Annotated in this window: 16 protein-coding genes and 1 tRNA gene; 12 read left to right on the top strand and 5 right to left on the bottom strand. The window is 66.9% G+C overall.

Features of this window, described 5'->3' with window-relative positions; all coding sequences use genetic code 11:
• The first annotated feature begins 59 nt into the window (after nt 1-59).
• The 6 genes from QC180_RS05505 (at nt 60) to QC180_RS05480 (ending at nt 3,581) form a co-directional block, all read left to right on the top strand.
• Nucleotides 60-132, top strand: a tRNA-Trp gene (locus QC180_RS05505).
• Nucleotides 133-163: 31 nt separating this feature from the next.
• A complete protein-coding gene (secE, locus tag QC180_RS05500) occupies nt 164-544 on the top strand; it encodes a preprotein translocase subunit SecE (protein ID WP_278261495.1) in 381 nt (126 codons plus the stop codon).
• A gap of 113 nt (nt 545-657) precedes the next feature.
• A complete protein-coding gene (gene nusG, locus QC180_RS05495) occupies nt 658-1,464 on the top strand; it encodes a transcription termination/antitermination protein NusG (RefSeq protein WP_278261893.1) in 807 nt (268 codons plus the stop codon).
• 242 nt (nt 1,465-1,706) lie between these two features.
• The gene (gene rplK / locus QC180_RS05490) at nt 1,707-2,141 is read left to right on the top strand and encodes a 50S ribosomal protein L11 (protein ID WP_278261494.1); all 435 of its coding nucleotides are present in this window, start codon (nt 1,707-1,709) and stop codon (nt 2,139-2,141) included.
• Nucleotides 2,142-2,218: 77 nt separating this feature from the next.
• Entirely contained in the window at nt 2,219-2,932 is a 714-nt protein-coding gene (gene rplA / locus QC180_RS05485) for a 50S ribosomal protein L1 (protein WP_278261493.1), read from the top strand.
• A gap of 112 nt (nt 2,933-3,044) precedes the next feature.
• Nucleotides 3,045-3,581, top strand: a complete 537-nt coding sequence (locus QC180_RS05480; RefSeq protein ID WP_278261492.1) for an NADPH-dependent FMN reductase — start codon at nt 3,045-3,047, stop codon at nt 3,579-3,581.
• A gap of 42 nt (nt 3,582-3,623) precedes the next feature.
• On the opposite strand, the gene QC180_RS05475 is transcribed toward QC180_RS05480, so the two are convergent.
• Nucleotides 3,624-5,234, bottom strand: coding sequence for an MFS transporter (locus QC180_RS05475; protein WP_278261491.1), 1,611 nt, complete (start codon nt 5,232-5,234; stop codon nt 3,624-3,626).
• Nucleotides 5,235-5,635: 401 nt separating this feature from the next.
• Between QC180_RS05475 and rplJ the strand changes: the two genes are divergently transcribed.
• From rplJ to QC180_RS05450, 5 genes are all read left to right on the top strand, one after another.
• Nucleotides 5,636-6,181: a 50S ribosomal protein L10 gene (gene rplJ, locus QC180_RS05470; RefSeq protein WP_278261490.1), complete on the top strand. Its 546-nt coding sequence runs from the start codon at nt 5,636-5,638 to the stop codon at nt 6,179-6,181.
• Between the two features lie 63 nt (nt 6,182-6,244).
• Nucleotides 6,245-6,631, top strand: a complete 387-nt coding sequence (gene rplL / locus QC180_RS05465; RefSeq protein ID WP_278261489.1) for a 50S ribosomal protein L7/L12 — start codon at nt 6,245-6,247, stop codon at nt 6,629-6,631.
• A 240-nt stretch (nt 6,632-6,871) separates the two neighbouring features.
• Entirely contained in the window at nt 6,872-7,939 is a 1,068-nt protein-coding gene (locus tag QC180_RS05460) for an ABC transporter ATP-binding protein (RefSeq protein ID WP_278261488.1), read from the top strand.
• A 544-nt stretch (nt 7,940-8,483) separates the two neighbouring features.
• Entirely contained in the window at nt 8,484-11,984 is a 3,501-nt protein-coding gene (gene rpoB, locus QC180_RS05455) for a DNA-directed RNA polymerase subunit beta (RefSeq protein WP_278261487.1), read from the top strand.
• A 108-nt stretch (nt 11,985-12,092) separates the two neighbouring features.
• On the top strand, nt 12,093-16,046 hold the full coding sequence (locus QC180_RS05450; protein WP_278261486.1) for a DNA-directed RNA polymerase subunit beta': 3,954 nt from the start codon (nt 12,093-12,095) through the stop codon (nt 16,044-16,046).
• Nucleotides 16,047-16,109: 63 nt separating this feature from the next.
• On the opposite strand, the gene QC180_RS05445 is transcribed toward QC180_RS05450, so the two are convergent.
• The 3 genes from QC180_RS05445 to QC180_RS05435 form a co-directional block, all read right to left on the bottom strand.
• Complete coding sequence (locus tag QC180_RS05445) at nt 16,110-17,147, bottom strand: Fic family protein (RefSeq protein ID WP_278261485.1); 1,038 nt, start codon at nt 17,145-17,147, stop codon at nt 16,110-16,112.
• Nucleotides 17,148-17,175: 28 nt separating this feature from the next.
• Nucleotides 17,176-18,003 carry a formate/nitrite transporter family protein gene (locus tag QC180_RS05440; protein WP_278261484.1) on the bottom strand — a complete coding sequence of 276 codons (828 nt, stop codon included), beginning with the start codon at nt 18,001-18,003 and terminating at the stop codon, nt 17,176-17,178.
• A gap of 167 nt (nt 18,004-18,170) precedes the next feature.
• On the bottom strand, nt 18,171-19,160 hold the full coding sequence (locus tag QC180_RS05435) for an EamA family transporter (protein WP_278261483.1): 990 nt from the start codon (nt 19,158-19,160) through the stop codon (nt 18,171-18,173).
• Nucleotides 19,161-19,198: 38 nt separating this feature from the next.
• Here QC180_RS05435 and QC180_RS05430 point away from each other — a divergent pair, with 38 nt between their 5' ends.
• Complete coding sequence (locus QC180_RS05430; RefSeq protein ID WP_278261482.1) at nt 19,199-19,729, top strand: CGNR zinc finger domain-containing protein; 531 nt, start codon at nt 19,199-19,201, stop codon at nt 19,727-19,729.
• Here the strand turns inward: QC180_RS05430 and QC180_RS05425 are convergent.
• A complete protein-coding gene (locus tag QC180_RS05425; protein ID WP_278261481.1) occupies nt 19,726-20,412 on the bottom strand; it encodes a hypothetical protein in 687 nt (228 codons plus the stop codon). The genes QC180_RS05430 and QC180_RS05425 overlap by 4 nt on opposite strands.
• Nucleotides 20,413-20,438: the final 26 nt, after the last annotated feature.

Genomic DNA, 20,438 nt, shown 5'->3' with positions numbered 1-20,438 from the left:
GGCTCGATAAATTAATATCGACTGTGGTTGGACGTAGCGGCTCAGGCCGGTCCAACCGAAGGGGCGTAGCTCAATTGGCAGAGCAGCGGTCTCCAAAACCGCAGGTTGCAGGTTCAAGTCCTGTCGCCCCTGCCCTGAATGCCAGCGACGAGGAAGGATCGACGTGACGGACGAGCGGGATACTCGCGCCGAAGACGGCGACGACACCGCCGCTGCCACTCGGCCGAGCGGCAAGCGGACAGCTCGCCGTGCGCGTCCGTCGGATTCTCCGGCGGACACCGGTTCGGTCGCCACGCTCGATCGGCCCTCGGCCGCGCGCAAGGCGGACAAGAACGCTGGTAAGGCCAAGACGGGCAATCCGTTCAAGCGGCTGATCAAGTTCCTGCGAGAGGTCATCGCGGAACTGCGCAAGGTGATCTGGCCCAACCGGAAGCAGATGGTCACCTATACGGCCGTCGTTCTGGTGTTCGTGGTCTTCATGGTCGCGTTCATCGCCGGGATCGACGTGGCGTTCGTCAAGGGTATCGACTGGCTGTTCGGCTGATCGCCGACACGACGCCGGTAGCCGATCCCGGGTGGAACGGCGGAGTGCGCGCCGCGCGCCCGACCCGACCCGGCCAGAGGATGTACGTGACGACACAGGAAGCGAGTGCCTCAGTGAGCACCCCGGAGAACGACACCAACGACGAGTTCCCGGTTGACGACACTGTCGTGGCGGAGACCGCCACCGACGAGGTCGAGGCCACCACCGAGGACTCCGACGCCGACGTGGCCGAGGAAGCCGCCGTCGAGGAAGTCGCCACCGAGGAAGACCCCGAGGCCGACCCGGTCGAGTCGATGAAGGCCAAGCTGCGCCGCGTCCCCGGCGACTGGTACGTCGTGCACTCCTACGCGGGCTACGAGAACAAGGTCAAGACCAACCTCGAGACCCGTGTGCAGAACCTCGGCCTCGAGGACTACATCTTCCAGGTCGAGGTGCCGACCGAAGAGGTCACCGAGATCAAGAACGGACAGCGCAAGCACGTCAACCGCAAGGTGCTGCCCGGCTACATCCTGGTCCGGATGGAACTGAACAACGAGTCGTGGGGCGCGGTGCGCAACACCCCCGGTGTCACCGGTTTCGTCGGGATGACCGGCGGCGGCCCCGGCGCCAAGCCGACCCCGCTGACCATCAACGAGGTCGTGAAGTTCCTGGTCCCGGCCGGTGCGCAGCAGAAGAAGGCGGCCGCTGCGGCGACCACCTCGACCAGCGCGGACACCTCCGGCGAGGTCTCGGCCAAGCCGATCATCGAGGTCGACTTCGAGGTCGGCGAGTCGGTCACCGTCATGGACGGCCCGTTCGCCACGCTGCCCGCCAGCATCAGCGAGGTCAACGCCGAGCAGCAGAAGCTCAAGGTGCTCGTCTCGATCTTCGGTCGCGAGACCCCGGTGGAGCTGAACTTCACCCAGGTCTCCAAGATCTAGCTCGATCCAGCTTTCGGTAGCGGCACCGCCTCGGCGGTGCCGTTGCTGTTTATCGCACCTCCCCGCCTGCGGCGTCCGCGTCGCGGTTCGGTAGAGTGTGACAGTTCGTGTGCAGACCCGCGCCAGGCGTTTTCCGCCCGGCGGTGCGGTCGTGCGCGAATGCCGGGTTTGGACCCGGCGCGGGAGCGATCCCGCAACAGGCTTACGGCAACCGTAAGGAACCCGAAACCCAAGGAAGAAAGATGCCCCCCAAGAAGAAGAAGCTCGCCGGGATCATCAAGCTGCAGATCCAGGCCGGCGCCGCGAACCCGGCCCCTCCGGTCGGCCCCGCGCTCGGTCAGCACGGCGTCAACATCATGGAGTTCTGCAAGGCGTACAACGCCGCGACCGAGTCGCAGCGTGGCAACGTCATCCCGGTCGAGATCTCGGTGTACGAGGACCGGACGTTCGACTTCAAGCTGAAGACCCCGCCCGCCGCCAAGCTGCTGCTCAAGGCCGCCGGTGTGCAGAAGGGCTCGGCCGAGCCGCACAAGACCAAGGTCGCCAAGGTCACCATGGACCAGGTCCGGGAGATCGCCAAGACCAAGGCCGAGGATCTCAACGCCACCGATCTCGATCAGGCCGCGAAGATCATCGCCGGTACCGCGCGTTCGATGGGTATCACCGTCGAAGGCTGAGCGAATCTGCTCCAGGTGGGAGGGTCGGCCAGACCCGTACACCACATCTGAACTCGAAACGTTAAGGACAGAGAAACATGGCAAAGCGAAGCAAGGCGTATCTCGCCGCTGCTGAGAAGGTCGATCGCGACAAGCTGTACTCCCCGCTGGCCGCCGCGCGCCTGGCCAAGGAGACCTCGACCACCAAGACCGACGCGACCGTCGAGGTCGCCGTTCGTCTCGGCGTCGATCCCCGTAAGGCCGACCAGATGGTCCGCGGCACCGTCAACCTGCCGCACGGCACCGGTAAGACCGCTCGCGTCATCGTGTTCGCCGTCGGCGAGAAGGCCGCCGAGGCCGAGGCCGCCGGTGCCGACGCCGTGGGCGCCGAGGACCTGATCGAGCGGATCCAGGGCGGCTGGCTGGACTTCGACGCCGCGATCGCCACCCCGGACCAGATGGCCAAGGTCGGCCGCATCGCGCGTGTCCTGGGCCCGCGTGGTCTGATGCCGAACCCGAAGACGGGCACGGTCACCCCCGACGTGACCAAGGCCGTCGCCGACATCAAGGGCGGCAAGATCAACTTCCGTGTCGACAAGCAGGCCAACCTGCACTTCGTCATCGGCAAGGCCTCGTTCGACGACGCCAAGCTGGTGGAGAACTACGGCGCCGCGCTGGACGAGATCCTGCGTGTGAAGCCGTCGACCGCCAAGGGTCGCTACGTCAAGAAGATCACGGTTTCGACCAACACCGGACCGGGCATCCCGGTGGACCCGAACCGCACCCGCAACCTCCTCGACGAGGACGCGTGAGCTTCAGCTGACAGGTAGCTCCTGATCGACCACGAGGGTGGGAACGCACTGCGTTCCCACCCTCGCGGTTTTCCGGGGACTTTTCGGCCGCGTCCGCCGGTTGTGCCCGAATGTGACCAGAATTCTGCTGATCTCGGGCAGCACCAGGAACGGCTCGACCAATACCGCGGCCCTGCGCACCGTCGCCGCGGTGGCGCCGCCCGGGATCGAGACCCACCTCTACGACGGCCTGCGCGCGCTACCCGCCTTCGTCCCCGGTGCCGATCCGGACGACTATCCCGAGGTCACCGCGCTGCGCGCCGAGCTGGGCGCGGCCGACGCGGTGCTCATCTGCACGCCCGAATACGCGGGCACCCTGCCGGGCAGCATGAAGAACCTCCTCGATTGGACCGTCGGCACCGCCGATCTCCACGAGAAACCCACTGCGTGGCTGACGGTGGCGGCGCCGGGCCGGGGCGAGGGCGCGGTGGCCACCTTGGCGACGGTGCTCGGCTATGTCGGCGCGGAGGTGGTCGAGCGGGCGTGCGCGCGGGTGCCGGTGCTCGGCGCCGACATCGCCGCGGACGGGTTGGTGCCCGCCCCGGAATTCCGCGCGGTCGCGTCGGGTGTCCTGGCCGAACTGGCCGCGCACCTCGCCAGCCGGGTCTGACGACGCGTACCGGACGGAACCTCCGCCCGGTACGCGACTGGCTCAGTCCCCGGAGTCGCTCGTGTCGCGCCAGCCGAGTAGCACGGACTCGCCGCCCTGCGGCCTCCACGGCAGGAAGATCGCGACGATCACCGCGCAGACGGCCACCGCGCCCGCCGCCACCAGCGACGCGGTGTGCGCGCCCTGCAAGGTGGCCGTCTTCATGGCGACGATGAGGTTCTCGCGCTGGGTCTCCAGGAACGGGGTCAGCTCGCGTTTGCGCAGCTCCAGCACGCTGAGCGGACTCGCCTTGACCAGGCTCTTCTCATTGGCGTTCATGATGCCGAGCGGGATGGCGTCGACGCGAGCCCCGATCCGGCTGCTGTAGTAGGAGGCCACGATCGAGCCGAGCACGGCGACGCCGAGGGTGCCGCCGATCTCGCGGGTGGTGTCGTTGACGGCCGAGCCCGCGCCCGCCTCATCCAGTGGCAGCGCCGACATGATCGACTCCGTCGCCGGGCCCTGCACGATGCCCAGACCCAGCGCCATCGACACCATCGACGGCAGCACGCCGATCAGATAGCTGCTGTCCACCGTCACCTGCCCGCCCAGATACAGGCCGACACCGGTGAGCAACAGCCCGATCACCAGTACCGCGGTGGTGCCGAAACGCTGCGCGAGCAGCGTCGCGACCGGTGCGCCGATCGCCACCGAGAACGCGAAGGGCAGCGACGCGATACCGAATTCGAGCGGCGTGTACTCGCGCACGCCTTGGAAATACTGGGTGATCAAGAACAGAAAGCCGAACATCGAGAAGTAGCCGACGGCAATGGCCAAGGCGGGCAACGAGAATCGGCGATTGCGGAACAGACGCATATCGAGAATCGGTGCGGCGGTGCGCAATTCCCAGGTGACGAAGGCGGCCAGGAGCGCGGCACCGAGCAGTCCGGTGCCCAGGGTGGTCAGCGAGAGCCAGCCGTTGTGCGGCGCCTCGATGATCGCCCACACCACCAGCGTGATGCCCGCGATCGAGAGCCCGATGCCGACGATGTCGAGGGCGCCCACCGATTCCGACCGGGACTCGGGCACCCACAGCAGCGTGGCGACCAGCGCGACCAGCGCCACCGGCACATTGATCCAGAACACCGAGTGCCAGCTGAAGTGTTCGAGCAGCCAGCCACCCGAGATCGGGCCGATGGCGATGGCGAAACCCGCCATGGCGGTCCAGGCGGCGATGGCCAGCGCGCGTTCGCGCCGGTCGGTGAAGATGTTGATGATCAGGGCCAGGGTGGCCGGGAAGACGGCGGCGGCGAACACGCCCATGGCCGCGCGGGCCGCGATGACCTGCGTCATCGACCCGGCCAGCGCGCCGCCGACCGACATCGCCGCGATGCCGACCAGGCCGATGATCATGATCCGGCGGCGGCCGTAGCGGTCGCCGAGATTGCCCGCCGCGAGCAGCAGGCCCGCGAAGGTGAGGGTGTAGGCGTCGACGACCCATTGCAGGCCGGAGACCCCGGTCTGGAGCTGGACGCCGATCGAGGGGAGGGCGACATTGACGATGGTGTTGTCGAGCACCACCAGCAATTCGGCCAGGCAGATGACGAGGAGTGCGAGGAATCGCTGCGGACGCCGGTCCAGCAGCACTGGTGGAGCGACTATGGAGGTTGCCATAGCAAAGGAGTGAAGCAGATTACTGCAACCGTGCGTAACACTTTCTCTGTGGGATTGCGACCACATCGATCGGGCGAAGTGACCTGTGCCACACGATGACGTGACTTTCCGGGCCTTCGTGGACCCGTTTTGGCAGATGGGGGTAGGTGCCGGTACAGTGAACTCCGGTCATCGACCTGTTCGATGACTACCCATTCGTTCTACCGAAGACCGTTGGTCGTCGATGCCGCTCGCGCGGGGTCGATCGAAGGTCCGGCGACATTGCCGGCGGCCCACGCAGGGAGAGCTGAGGCCGATCTTTCGCGCCCCGGTATGCCTTGCGTCCGGGGCGTTAGTTTTGTCGCCGGCCCCTGAATTCGGTAGTGCGCGTTCACGAACCGACATCAGAGAGGAGGCGAAGTATGGCGAAGCCCGAAAAGGTCACCGCTGTCGCGGAGATCGCGGAGCAGTTCAAGAACTCCACGGCCACTGTCGTCACGGAATACCGTGGTCTGTCGGTCGGCAAGCTCACCGAGCTGCGTCGCGCGCTCGGCACCGGCGCTACGTACTCCGTCGCCAAGAACACCCTGGTCAAGCTCGCTGCCGGTGAAGCCGGTGTCGCGGGTCTGGACGAGCTGTTCGTCGGCCCGACCGCCATCACCTTCATCCAGGGTGAGCCGGTCGACGCGGCCAAGGCGCTCAAGCAGTTCGCCAAGGAGAACAAGGCCCTTGTGATCAAGGGCGGGTACATGGACGGCAAAGCGCTGTCCGTGTCCGAGGTCGAGCGCATCGCCGACCTGGACTCCCGCGAGGTGCTGCTGGCCAAGCTGGCCGGCGCGTTCAAGGCCAAGCCCGCGCAGGCCGCCGGCCTGTTCAACGCCCCCGCCTCCCAGGTGGCCCGCCTCGCCGCGGCCCTGCTGGAGAAGCGTCAGGGCGAGGCTGCCGCCGCCCCGGCCGACGCCGAATAAGACCACCAATACCCGCCTCGTGACGCGCGTGCGGCGCGAGGTACCCCATCGGAAGGAAACATCATGGCCAAGCTGAGCACCGAAGAACTGATCGGCGCCTTCAAGGAGCTGACCCTGCTCGAGCTCGCCGAGTTCGTCAAGGTCTTCGAGGAGACCTTCGAGGTCACCGCCGCTGCCCCCGTCGCCGTCGCCGCCGCGGGTGCCGCCCCGGCCGCCGCCGACGCCGCCGAGGAGCAGGACGAGTTCGACGTCATCCTCGAGGGTGCGGGCGACAAGAAGATCCAGGTCATCAAGGTGGTCCGTGAGATCGTCTCCGGCCTGGGCCTGAAGGAAGCCAAGGACCTGGTCGAGGGTGCCCCGAAGCCGATCCTGGAGAAGGTCTCGAAGGAGGCCGCCGAGGCTGCCAAGGCCAAGCTGGAAGAGGCCGGCGCCAAGGTCGCCGTCAAGTAATTCCGCGCTTCGCGCTCGCGAACGGGCGGCCCTTTCGGGGGCCGCCCGTTTGTCATTTGTCCGGACATGCGATGGTGATACATGCTGTATCAACCGCGTGGGTTACTCTTCAGTCATATGAAGGGTGTGCCCTGTCTCACTGATGGGATACAGTGACCGGACCCACAGTGTTGTGCGGTGCCGCCGTGATATCGCGAGCGGACAGCGGGTGGGGTGCTCGCAGGATCAATGGAGGTAGGCGTGGGCGTCGAGGTCAGGACCGAGGGTGTAACCAAATCCTTCGGTTCCCAGCGAATTTGGCAGGACGTGTCGATCACGCTCCCTTCGGGCGAGGTGAGCGCGCTGCTCGGCCCCTCGGGTACGGGTAAGTCGGTGTTCCTGAAGTCGCTCATCGGTCTGCTGCGGCCCGAGCGCGGGTCCATCTTCATCGATGGCACCGATATCACCACCTGCTCCAACAAGGAGCTCTACGAGATCCGCAAGCTGTTCGGTGTGCTGTTCCAGGACGGCGCGCTGTTCGGCTCGATGAATCTCTACGACAACATCGCCTTCCCGCTTCGTGAGCACACGAAGAAGTCGGAGAGCGAGATCAAGCGCATCGTCATGGAGAAGCTCGAGCTCACCGGTCTGCTCGGTGCCGAGAACAAGCTCCCCGGCGAGATCTCCGGCGGTATGCGCAAGCGCGCCGGTCTGGCCCGCGCGCTGGTCCTCGACCCGCAGATCATCCTGGTCGACGAGCCCGACTCCGGCCTGGACCCGGTGCGTACCTCGTACCTGGCCCAGCTGCTGCTCAACATCAACGCCCAGATCGACGCCACGATCCTGATCGTGACGCACAACATCAACCTTGCCCGTACCGTGCCGGACAACATCGGCATGCTGTTCCGCCGCAACCTGGTGATGTTCGGCCCCCGCGAGGTGCTGCTCACCAGCGAGGAGCCGGTGGTCAAGCAGTTCCTCAACGGCCGCATGATCGGCCCGATCGGTATGTCCGAGGAGAAGGACGAGGCGCAGATGGCGCGCGAGCAGGCGCTCGTCGACGCCGGTCACCACCACGGTGGCGCCGAGGAGATCGAGGGCATCATCCCGCAGATGAAGGCCGAGCCGGGCATGCCCGTGCGCCAGGCGGTCTTCCGTCGGCAGGCCCGGGTGCGCGAGATCATGCACACCCTGCCGCACGCCGCCCAGGTCGCCATCCGCGAGTCGCTGGACCAGTCCGAGGACACCCAGGTGATGGCCGCCTACGGCAGCGACCAGCCCACCGAGGTCTTCGGCAAGACGATTCCGCACGGCCAGGCCAACGCCTGAGCGCTGTTCGACCACGCGTCGAGCCCCGGCCGCCCAGGCCGGGGCTCGACGCGTTTCCGGGCCGGAATCGGGCCGCTGAGCGGGGGATCTGCGAGTTGCCGCACTCGGCGTGTCGCGGGTAAAATGGCCGCCGCCGTGGCCGGGGGATGCGCAGGGCGCCAGGCGATCTCACTTCGCGGACAGACCCTGCCGGGCCACTTGACGAGGCGGGCGCGAACCGTCACCCTATTCACAACGGCGTCAGCTGTTGTGGGGCCCCCAGCGCCCGGAATGTCCGACGCGGCCAGCGTTGACGGACATCGGCGCGTTTGCCGTGCGAGTGGTCACTCGGATGGTATGTTGACACCCCCTTGTGTAGGGGTGTAAGTTTGGACGTTGCGCTGGCTGCCTCCTGTCCACACCTTGATTCGCACACGTGAGTTCCACCCTTCCGGTGTTACTTCCGCTGCTGCTTGTTCTGGTTTCGTTCGGGCTGTCACCAGCGAGAATCTCGACAACGTAGCAGGTAAGCGACGGTCGCGGACCACCACGCGACGCGCGTGAGGTGCTGGAAGGACGCATCTTGGCAGTCTCCACCCAGACCAAGGCTGGAATCCCCGGAGCCCCCTCGAGGGTTTCGTTCGCGAAGATCCGAGAGCCCTTGGAGGTGCCCGGACTTCTCGACCTACAAACGGACTCGTTCGCCTGGTTGGTCGGTACCCCCGACTGGCGTGAGAAGGCGGCCGCACGCGGCGACGTCGGTCTTGCAGGCGGCCTCGAGGAGGTGCTCGAGGAGCTCTCGCCGATCGAGGACTTCTCCGGATCCATGTCCCTGTCGTTCTCCGACCCGCGCTTCGAAGAGGTCAAGGCCTCCATCGAAGAGTGCAAAGAGAAGGACATGACCTACGCGGCGCCGCTGTTCGTCACCGCGGAGTTCATCAACAACAACACCGGCGAGATCAAGAGCCAGACGGTGTTCATGGGTGACTTCCCCATGATGACCGACAAGGGCACTTTCATCATCAACGGCACCGAGCGTGTCGTCGTCTCGCAGCTGGTGCGTTCCCCGGGCGTCTACTTCGATCACAGCATCGACAAGACCACCGAGAAGGACCTGCACAGCGTGCGCGTGATCCCGTCGCGCGGCGCGTGGCTGGAGTTCGACGTCGACAAGCGCGACACCGTCGGTGTGCGCATCGACCGCAAGCGCCGTCAGCCGGTCACCGTGCTGCTCAAGGCACTCGGGATGACCACCGAGGAGATCGTCGAGCGTTTCGGCTTCTCCGAGATCATGATGTCGACCCTGGAGAAGGACAGCACCCCCGGCCAGGACGAGGCGCTGCTCGACATCTACCGCAAGCTGCGTCCGGGCGAGCCGCCGACCAAGGAGTCCGCGCAGACCCTGCTGGAGAACCTGTTCTTCAAGGAGAAGCGCTACGACCTGGCGCGCGTCGGTCGCTACAAGATCAACAAGAAGCTCGGCATCAACCTCGACAAGCCGGTCACGTCCTCGGTGCTCACCAAGGAAGACATCGTCGACACCATCGAGTACCTGGTGCGCCTGCACGCCGGGGACCGGGTGATGACCGCCCCCGGTGGCGAAGAGGTGCCTGTCGAGGTCGACGACATCGACCACTTCGGTAACCGTCGTCTGCGTACCGTCGGCGAGCTGATCCAGAACCAGATCCGCGTGGGCCTGTCCCGCATGGAGCGCGTGGTCCGCGAGCGGATGACCACCCAGGACGTCGAGGCGATCACGCCGCAGACCCTGATCAACATCCGCCCGGTCGTCGCCGCGATCAAGGAGTTCTTCGGAACCTCCCAGCTGTCGCAGTTCATGGACCAGAACAACCCGCTCTCGGGCCTGACCCACAAGCGTCGTCTCTCGGCGCTGGGCCCCGGCGGTCTGTCGCGTGAGCGCGCCGGTCTGGAAGTCCGCGACGTCCACCCGTCGCACTACGGCCGCATGTGCCCGATCGAGACCCCGGAAGGCCCGAACATCGGCCTGATCGGTTCGCTGTCGGTGTACGCGCGGGTGAACCCGTTCGGCTTCATCGAGACCCCGTACCGTCGCGTCGTCGACGGCAAGGTGACCGACGAGGTCAAGTACCTCACCGCCGACGAGGAAGACCGCTACGTGCGCGCCCAGGCGAACTCGCCGGTCGACGCCGAGGGTCGCTTCGTCGAGGAGAAGGTCCTCGTCCGCCGTGCGGGCGAAGAGGTCGAGTTCGTCACCCCGTCGCAGGTCGACTACATGGACATCTCGCCGCGCCAGATGGTGTCGGTCGCGACGGCCATGATCCCGTTCCTCGAGCACGACGACGCCAACCGTGCCCTCATGGGCGCGAACATGCAGCGTCAGGCCGTGCCGCTGATCCGTTCCGAGTCCCCGATCGTGGGCACCGGCATGGAGCTGCGCGCCGCGGTGGACGCGGGCGACGTCGTGGTGAACGAGAAGCCGGGTGTGGTCGAGGAGGTCTCGGCCGACTACGTCACCGTGATGGCCGACGACGGCAGCCGCAAGTCCTACCGGATGCGCAAGTTCAACCGCTCCAACCAGGGCACCTGCTCCAACCAGCGTCCGATCGTGGACGAGGGCCAGCGGGTGGAGAAGGGGCAGGTCCTCGCGGACGGCCCCTGCACCGAGAACGGTGAGATGGCGCTGGGCAAGAACCTGCTCGTCGCCGTCATGCCGTGGGAAGGCCACAACTACGAGGACGCGATCATCCTGTCGCAGCGCCTCGTGGAAGAGGACGTTCTCACCTCGATCCACATCGAAGAGCACGAGATCGACGCCCGCGACACCAAGCTGGGCGCCGAGGAGATCACCCGGGACATCCCGAACGTCTCCGACGAGGTGCTGGCCGACCTGGACGAGCGCGGCATCATCCGCATCGGTGCCGAGGTCCGCGACGGCGACATCCTGGTCGGCAAGGTCACCCCGAAGGGTGAGACCGAGCTGACCCCCGAGGAGCGCCTGCTGCGCGCCATCTTCGGTGAGAAGGCCCGCGAAGTCCGCGACACCTCGCTCAAGGTGCCCCACGGTGAGTCCGGCAAGGTCATCGGCATCCGCGTGTTCTCGCGCGAGGACGACGACGATCTGCCTCCCGGTGTCAACGAGCTGGTCCGCGTCTACGTGGCCCAGAAGCGCAAGATCCAGGACGGCGACAAGCTCGCCGGTCGCCACGGCAACAAGGGCGTCATCGGCAAGATCCTCCCCATCGAGGACATGCCGTTCATGCCCGACGGCACCCCGGTCGACATCATCCTGAACACCCACGGTGTGCCTCGTCGTATGAACATCGGCCAGATCCTGGAGACCCATCTGGGGTGGATCGGCAAGGCCGGATGGAACGTCGACGTCGCCACCGACGGCACCCGCCCCGACTGGGCGAAGTCGCTGCCGGAGGAGATGCTGGGCGCGCCCGCCGACTCCAACATCGCCACCCCGGTGTTCGACGGTGCCAAGGACGACGAGCTGACCGGTCTGCTCGGTTCGACCCTGCCCAACCGCGACGGTGAGCGCATGGTCGACGAGAACGGCAAGGCGACCCTGTTCGACGGTCGTTCCGGCGAGCCGTTCCCGTACCCGGTCGCGGTCGGTTACATGTACATCCTGAAGCTGCACCACCTGGTCGACGACAAGATCCACGCCCGTTCGACCGGCCCGTACTCGATGATCACCCAGCAGCCGCTCGGTGGTAAGGCGCAGTTCGGTGGTCAGCGATTCGGTGAGATGGAGTGCTGGGCCATGCAGGCCTACGGCGCGGCGTACACGCTGCAGGAACTCCTGACCATCAAGTCCGACGACGTGGTGGGCCGCGTGAAGGTCTACGAGGCGATCGTCAAGGGCGAGAACATTCCGGAGCCGGGCATTCCGGAGTCGTTCAAGGTGCTCCTCAAGGAACTCCAGTCGCTGTGCCTCAACGTGGAGGTGCTGTCCTCCGACGGCGCCGCGATCGAGATGCGTGACGGCGACGACGAGGATCTGGAGCGCGCCGCGGCGAACCTGGGCATCAACCTGTCCAGGAACGAAGCGGCCACCGTCGACGATTTGGCGAACTAGGTGGAACCGCGGGTGGCTGTTCCGGGAACGAACAGCCACTCGCGCACCACGCACGACAACTAGTGAACTTTTGCTCGAATTCGACCCGAACAGGGGAAAGGAAGTTACGTGCTAGACGTCAACTTCTTCGATGAACTCCGGATCGGCCTGGCCACCGCTGAAGACATCCGAAACTGGTCTTTCGGTGAGGTCAAGAAGCCGGAGACCATCAACTACCGCACGCTCAAGCCGGAGAAGGACGGGCTCTTCTGCGAGAAGATCTTCGGCCCCACCCGGGACTGGGAGTGCTACTGCGGCAAGTACAAGCGTGTTCGCTTCAAGGGCATCATCTGTGAGCGCTGTGGCGTCGAGGTGACCCGCGCCAAGGTGCGTCGTGAGCGGATGGGCCACATCGAGCTGGCCGCGCCCGTCACCCACATCTGGTACTTCAAGGGTGTGCCCTCGCGTCTGGGCTACCTGCTGGATCTGGCGCCGAAGGATCTCGAGAAGATCATCTACTTCGCCGCCTACGTCATCGTCGGTGTCGACGAGGAGCTGCGCCACAACGAGCTCAGCACCCTCGAGGCCGAGATGGAGGTCGAGAAGAAGGCCGTCGCCGATCAGCGCGACGCCGATCTCGAGGCCCGCGCGCAGAAGCTCGAGGCCGACCTGGCCGAGCTCGAGGCCGAAGGCGCCAAGTCCGACGTGCGCCGCAAGGTCAAGGACGGCGGCGAGCGCGAGATGCGTCAGCTGCGCGACCGCGCCCAGCGTGAGCTGGATCGTCTCGATGAGATCTGGACCACCTTCACCAAGCTGGCCGTCAAGCAGCTCATCGTCGACGAGGTGCTCTACCGCGAGCTCGTCGACCGCTACGGCGAGTACTTCACCGGCGCCATGGGTGCGGAGTCCATCCAGAAGCTGATGGAGAACTTCGACATCGACGCCGAGGCCGAGAGCCTGCGCGAGACCATTCGCTCGGGCAAGGGTCAGAAGAAGCTGCGCGCGCTCAAGCGCCTCAAGGTCGTCGCGGCCTTCCAGGCCAACGGCAACTCGCCCATGGGCATGGTGCTCGACGCCGTTCCGGTGATCCCGCCGGAGCTGCGCCCGATGGTCCAGCTCGACGGTGGCCGCTTCGCCACCTCCGACCTGAACGACCTGTACCGCCGCGTGATCAACCGCAACAACCGCCTCAAGCGACTGATCGATCTGGGCGCGCCCGAGATCATCGTCAACAACGAGAAGCGGATGCTGCAGGAGTCCGTCGACGCGCTGTTCGACAACGGCCGTCGTGGCCGTCCGGTCACCGGTCCGGGTAACCGCCCGCTGAAGTCGCTGAGCGATCTGCTCAAGGGCAAGCAGGGTCGTTTCCGTCAGAACCTGCTCGGCAAGCGTGTCGACTACTCGGGCCGTTCGGTCATCGTGGTCGGTCCGCAGCTCAAGCTGCACCAGTGCGGTCTGCCCAAGCTGATGGCGCTCGAGCTGTTCAAGCCGTTCGTCATGAAGCGTCTGGTCGACCTGAACCACGCGCAGAACATCAAGTCCGCCAAGCGGATGGTCGAGCGTCAGCGTGCCCAGGTGTGGGATGTCCTCGAAGAGGTCATCGCCGAGCACCCGGTGATGCTGAACCGCGCGCCCACCCTGCACCGCCTGGGTATCCAGGCCTTCGAGCCGCAGCTGGTCGAAGGCAAGGCCATCCAGCTGCACCCGCTGGTGTGTGAGGCGTTCAACGCCGACTTCGACGGTGACCAGATGGCCGTGCACCTGCCGCTGTCGGCGGAGGCGCAGGCCGAGGCGCGCATCCTGATGCTGTCGTCGAACAACATCCTGTCCCCGGCCTCGGGTCGCCCGCTGGCGATGCCGCGTCTGGACATGGTGACCGGCCTGTTCTACCTGACCCGTCTCGACGAGAAGGGTGTGGGCACCTACCGCGCGGCCACCAAGGACGAGGCCGAGCAGGGCGTCTACTCCTCGCCCGCCGAGGCGCAGATGGCCGTGGACCGCGGTGAGCTCACCGTGCGTTCGCTGATCAAGGTGCGTCTCACCGAGCAGCGCCCGCCGCGCGAGATCGAGGCGGAGCTGTTCCCGGAGGGTTGGCACCGCGGTGACGCGTGGCTGGCCGAGACCACCCTGGGTCGCGTGCTGTTCAACGATCTGCTCCCGGCGGACTACGCGTTCATCAACGAGCCGATGCCGAAGAAGCGCCAGGCCACGATCATCAACGATCTGGCCGAGCGCTACCCGATGATCGTCGTCGCGCAGACCGTCGACAAGCTCAAGGACGCGGGCTTCTACTGGGCCACGCGTTCGGGTGTCACCGTCTCCATGTCGGACGTGCTCGTTCCGCCGGAGAAGGCCGACATCATGGAGCGCTACGAGGGCATGGCCGATCAGATCGAGAAGAAGTACCAGCGTGGTGCGCTCGATCACCAGGAGCGCAACAACGCCCTGGTCAAGATCTGGCAGGAGGCGACCGAAGAGGTCGGTACCGCGCTGCGTTCGCATTACCCGGCCGACAACCCGATCATCACGATCGTCGACTCGGGTGCCACGGGTAACTTCACCCAGACCCGTACCCTCGCCGGTATGAAGGGCCTGGTGACGAACCCGAAGGGTGAGTTCATCCCGCGCCCGATCAAGTCCTCCTTCCGTGAGGGCCTGACCGTGCTCGAGTACTTCATCAACACCCACGGTGCTCGTAAGGGTCTGGCCGACACCGCGCTGCGTACCGCCGACTCGGGTTACCTGACCCGTCGTCTGGTGGACGTCTCGCAGGACGTCATCGTGCGCGAGCACGACTGTGGCACCGAGCGCGGCATCGTCGTGCCGATCGCCGAGAAGCAGGCCGACGGCACGATCATCCGCGACGCCCACGTCGAGACCTCGACCTTCGCCCGGACGCTCGCGTCCGACGCGGTCGACGCCAAGGGCAACGTGGTGGTGGCCAAGGGCGCCGACCTCGGCGACCCGGCGCTGGAGGCGCTGCTCGACGCGGGGATCACCGAGGTGAAGGTCCGCTCCGTGCTGACCTGCACCACCGGTACCGGCGTCTGCGCCACCTGCTACGGCCGCTCGATGGCCACCGGCAAGCTGGTCGACATCGGCGAGGCCGTCGGCATCGTCGCCGCCCAGTCCATCGGTGAGCCCGGTACCCAGCTGACCATGCGTACCTTCCACCAGGGTGGTGTCGCGGGTGACGACATCACCGGCGGTCTGCCCCGCGTGCAGGAGCTCTTCGAGGCTCGTGTGCCCAAGGGCAAGGCGCCCATCGCCGAGGTCTCGGGTCGCGTGCGGCTCGAGGACGACGATCGCTTCTACAAGATCACGATCATCCCGGATGACGGATCGGACGAGGTCGTCTACGACAAGCTCTCCAAGCGTCAGCGTCTGCGTGTGTTCAAGCACGACGACGGCACCGAGCGTCTGCTGGCCGACGGTGACCACGTGGAGGTGGGTCAGCAGCTGCTCGAGGGCGCTGCCGATCCGCACGAGGTGCTGCGCGTGATGGGTCCCCGTCAGGTGCAGGTCCACCTGGTCCACGAGGTCCAGGAGGTCTACCGCTCGCAGGGTGTGTCGATCCACGACAAGCACATCGAGGTCATCGTGCGCCAGATGCTGCGTCGCGTGACGATCATCGATTCGGGTGCGACCGAGTTCCTGCCCGGTTCGCTCACCGAGCGTGCCGAGTTCGAGGCCTCGAACCGTCGCGTGGTGGCCGAGGGTGGCGAGCCCGCCTCCGGCCGTCCGGTGCTGATGGGTATCACCAAGGCGTCGCTGGCCACCGATTCGTGGCTGTCGGCGGCCTCCTTCCAGGAGACCACCCGAGTGCTGACGGACGCGGCCATCAACTGCCGCTCCGACAAGCTGATCGGCCTGAAGGAGAACGTGATCATCGGCAAGCTGATCCCGGCCGGTACCGGTATCAACCGCTACCGCAACATCCAGGTTCAGCCGACCGAAGAAGCCCGTGCCGCGGCGTACGCGGTGCCGTCCTACGACGACACCTACTACTCCCCGGACAGCTTCGGCTCCTCCACCGGCGCCGCTGTGCCGCTGGACGACTACGGCTTCAGCGACTACCGCTAGGCAGTAGCCAGTCAGAACGAACGGCCCCCGCTCTCCGGAGCGGGGGCCGTTTCGTGTTCGCGCTCAGTTTCCGTAGGTCCGTTCGCCTGCTCGGCGGGCGAAATCGTCGAAGGCGTCGAGGACTTCGCGTGCCTGCCACAGGCGGTTGCGGCGCATGCCGGTGAATTCGGTCAGTACCCCGGACTCCACCAGGGGATTGATGGCGCGTACCGCGTTGGAATCGGTGATGCCGAGTGCTGTGGCCGCGGTGGTGGCGTCGAAGACCGGTTGGCGGAGTGCGACATCGAGCAGGCGCCAGGAGGCCGAGCCGCGCCGGGTGCGGATGGTCGACTCCCAGCGTTCCCGGATGTGGTGGATGTCCTCGACGAGCAGGCGGGCATTGCCGAGCGCGGTGAATGTGGCTTCGGCGACCTGATGGACGATCGGTGCCGGATCTCCGTCGCGGAACGCGGTGAGTGCGGCGAAGTAGTCGTCGACCCGGGACAGCAGGCCAGCGGCGAGCGGGACCGTCGCCTGTTCTGTGACGCCTTTCGACCGGAGCATGGCATGCATCAGCGCCCGGCCTGTTCGGCCGTTGCCGTCGGTGAACGGATGGATCGTTTCGAACTGGGCGTGGGCGAGGGCGGTATGGACGAGCGCGGGGATGTCGTCGCGCCGGATGAAGGCGAGCAGATCGTCGATCGAACCTGGTAGGTCGTGGTGCGGTGCGACGAACGCGGCGCCGTGCGGGCCGACATCGTCTCCACCGATCCACACCTGTTGAGAACGCCAACGCCCGGCGGATCCCCGGTCGTGCACCATCAGCGCGGCGTGCATCTCCAGCAGCAGGTGCTCATCGATTTCGGAGTCCAGGGACAGGGCTGTCCGCATCGCGCGGACAATGCCGACGATCTCGACGGCATTGCGCTGGTCGGTGCCTCCGATCTCGGCCAACGCGATTGCTTTCGCTCCCGAGGTCAGGTGTTCGATCCGGGACGAGGAGGCGGACTCGGTGCGCAGCAGAATCGCGCCGAACGGCGTCGGGTCCGCGCCGACGACGGTGTCGAAGCGGGTGATCTCCACCGTGGCCGCGTCGGCGGCGGCCAGGACATCGGTCGGCAAGCGGACATCCTGGCAAAATCGGTGGGTGTCAGTCGATGGCGGTTTCGGTGGGTTGACGGGACGGGGCGGGGCGGGCGTGGGTGGCGTAGAGGGTGAGGCCGACGAAGGTGAGGCCGCCGAGGAGGTTGCCCGCAACGGTGGGGATTTCGTTCCAGAGGAGGTAGTCGCCCAGGGAGAATTCGCCGCCGAGGAGTAGGCCGGAGGGGAACAGGAACATGTTGACGATGGAGTGTTCGAAGCCCATGTAGAAGAAGAGCATGATGGGCATCCACATGGCGATCACCTTGCCCGAGACCGAGGTGGACATCATGGCGGCGACGACGCCGGTGGAGACCATCCAGTTGCACAGCACCGCCCGCACGAACAGGGTGAGCATGCCCGCGGCGCCGTGTTCGGCGTAGCCGAGGGTGCGCGCCTCGCCGATCTCGCCGAGTTTCTCGCCGACCGCACTGGGGTCGACGGAGAAGCCCATGGTCAGGATGATCGCCATCATCACCGCGACGGTGAACGCGCCCGCGAAATTGCCGAGGAACACCCAGCCCCAGTTGCGCAGCACCGTGCGCACCGTGACACCCCGGCGCTTGTCGATCAGCGCCAGCGGCACGAGCGTGAAAACGCCGGTGAGCAGGTCGAATCCGAGCAGGTACAGCATGCAGAACCCGACCGGGAACAGCACGGCGCCCAGCAGCGGTTCGCCGGTGTTCACCGTGATCGTCACCGCGAACGCGGCCGACAGCGCCAGGATCGCGCCCGCCATGTAGGCGCGGATCACCGTGTCGCGGGTGGACATGAACGCCTTGGCTTCGCCCGCGTCGACCATCTTCTCGACGAAGTCCGCCGGTTTCAGATATGACATTGAGACCCCTTGCTGGTTCCGTCGCGCGGTCACCGGGGCGGCCGAGTGGCAGGCGGGCGGTGAGAGCCGACGAGGAAGGCGCAGCCGTCGCGAGGCGCGGACCCGGCGCGACTGTCGAACCCGACGATATACCCAGTGGTGCAGGCTGTCTCGGTCTCCGACCGCATTCAGGGCTGCGGTGCCGCCGCGCCGTCGTCGGCCACGGTCTGGGCTTCGGGGTCACCCACCGCGACGGTGTCGGGCTCGCCGAGCCGGACGATGACCACGCCGACGAGAATCAGTGCGCCACCGAGCAATTGGATCGGTCGGGGTGCCTCGCCGAGCAGTGCCCAGGCGAACACCAGCGCGGCCAGCACCTCGGTGAGCGCGACGAACGAGGCCAGCCGCGACCCCAGCCTGCGGGTGGCCGCGATCCCGGTGACGTAGGCGATCGCCGCGGTGACGACGCCGATGAGCGCGATCGGCACCCACCACGGCGTGGTGAAGTCGGCGAAGGCGACCGGGTCGGTGGCGGCCCGCAGTGGGACGATGCCGACCGCACCCGCCAGCAGCAGGATCACCCCGCCGATCAGCAGACCACCCGCGGCCAGCACGGTGCCGGGTAGATCGGTCCCGTGCGCGGAGAGCACGAAATAGGTCGCGGCGCCGACCATCGACGCCAGCGCCCAGGCGACGCCGACCGCCTGCACGGACAGGCCCGACATCACCTCGAGCACCAGCAGCAGCCCGGCGACGCCCAGCATCGCCCCCGTGACGGTGGCCGCGCCGGGGCGCTGTCGATACCGCACCCACAGCCAGCCGACCACCGCGATGGGCGCGGTGAATTCGATGAGCAGGGCCGCCCCGACCGTCATGTGCGCCACGGCGTTGAAGTAGGCGAGCTGCGTACCCGCGACGGCGATCAGGCCGTACGCGACGATGAGTTTCGCGTTGGCGCGCACCAGGTTCCAGTTCCCCCGCAGCTGGCGCAGGGCCAGGGGCAGCAGCACGATCCCGGCGAGCAGCACCCGGGCGGCGACGACGGCCGCGGCGCTCCAGCCCGCGTCCATGAGTCCGCGCGCGAGCGGACCGGACAGCCCGAAGGAGGTGGCCGACGCCAGCGCGAACAGCAGCCCGGTGCGCGTCCGGTTCGCACTGTCATGGGTCAAAGTCGCCATGACTAATGACGGTATGGAGCGGGCGGTAATATGTCAATGTGGTTTTCGCTCATGACACCGAAGCGGCGCTGCTGGCGGCGGTCGAACTGGTCAACTCCGCCGAGGACCCGGACACCCTCACCGAGGTGTCTCAGCTCGACGAGTTCTTCGACCGGCACGTCTACACCGGCGCCCACACCGGCGACGTCGCGGAACTGACCGCCGTGCGGGCCCTGCGCGCCCCGCTGCGACAGCTGCTGACCAGTGACCGCGACACCGCCGTCACGCTGGTGAACCAGATCCTCACCGAGCATCGCGCCATCCCGCAGCTGGTCCGGCACGGTGACGTCGACTATCACGTCCACGCCGTGCCGCCCGAGGCGCCGCTGCCGGTGCGTATCGCGGTCGAGACGGCCATGGCGATGATCGACCTGATCCGCGCCGACGAGCTGAGCCGCCTGTCGATCTGCGCCGACGCGAGCTGCGCGGGACTGGTGCTGGACCTGTCGCGCAACCGGTCGCGCCGCTACTGCAGCACCGCCTGCGGCAACCGCAATGCCGTCGCCGCCTACCGCGCGCGACAACGCTAGAGCGCACGCACCTTCGGGCACGTCTTGCCCGCCAGATGACACTTGTCCTCGAACCCGGCGGGCAGCCACGCGCCCGTCCGCACCAGCGGGTGGTGTGGAAAGTGGCGCAGGGCGGCGGTGACGAAGATCAGTGGCGCCCAGGCGCTGCGGATCTGGAGCTGCTGCATCGTCCCGCTCTGGTTCGGGAACCGGCAGCCGACCAGATCGGGCGCGCTCAGGTCGACGCTCTCCAGCGCCGACCAGTGCAGCGCGAACGCGCGGTCCGGATTGGCCAGATGGATACGTTGATTCGAGATCATCGCCGTGCCCGGCCGCTCGGTCACCCAGCGCGGTTGCTCGGCGGCCTCGGCCCGCAGACGGCGTGATTCGTTGCGCACCGCGTTGCCCAGGTGCGCGACCCGTCCCAGCGGGGTGCGGCCGTCGGCGGCGGTCCGGCCGGGCGTCCAGCGTCCGTCGCCGAGGCCGCGCCAGGTGAACCACTGCGCGCCGCCGTCGGCGAAGCAGATCTCGCCCGCATCGAGCCGGACCCGGGTCGCGGCGGACGGGATCTGGGTGACCCGCCCGCTCGCCAGCAGCTCGGCGACCCCGCACGTGTACAGCAGGTAGTCGTCGAACCATGTCCATCCGGCCTGCTCGGCCAGTGCCCGGTCGATATCGGCCAGCGGGTCGAACACGTCCCTCACCACCCACTCCCGAACGTGCGACTCCG

It is taken from the genome of Nocardia anocheti (assembly GCF_029675105.1).
Taxonomy (GTDB): Bacteria; Actinomycetota; Actinomycetes; order Mycobacteriales; family Mycobacteriaceae; genus Nocardia.
Note: the sequence above shows the minus strand (reverse complement) of the source record. Positions and strands in the feature narration are given on the sequence as shown.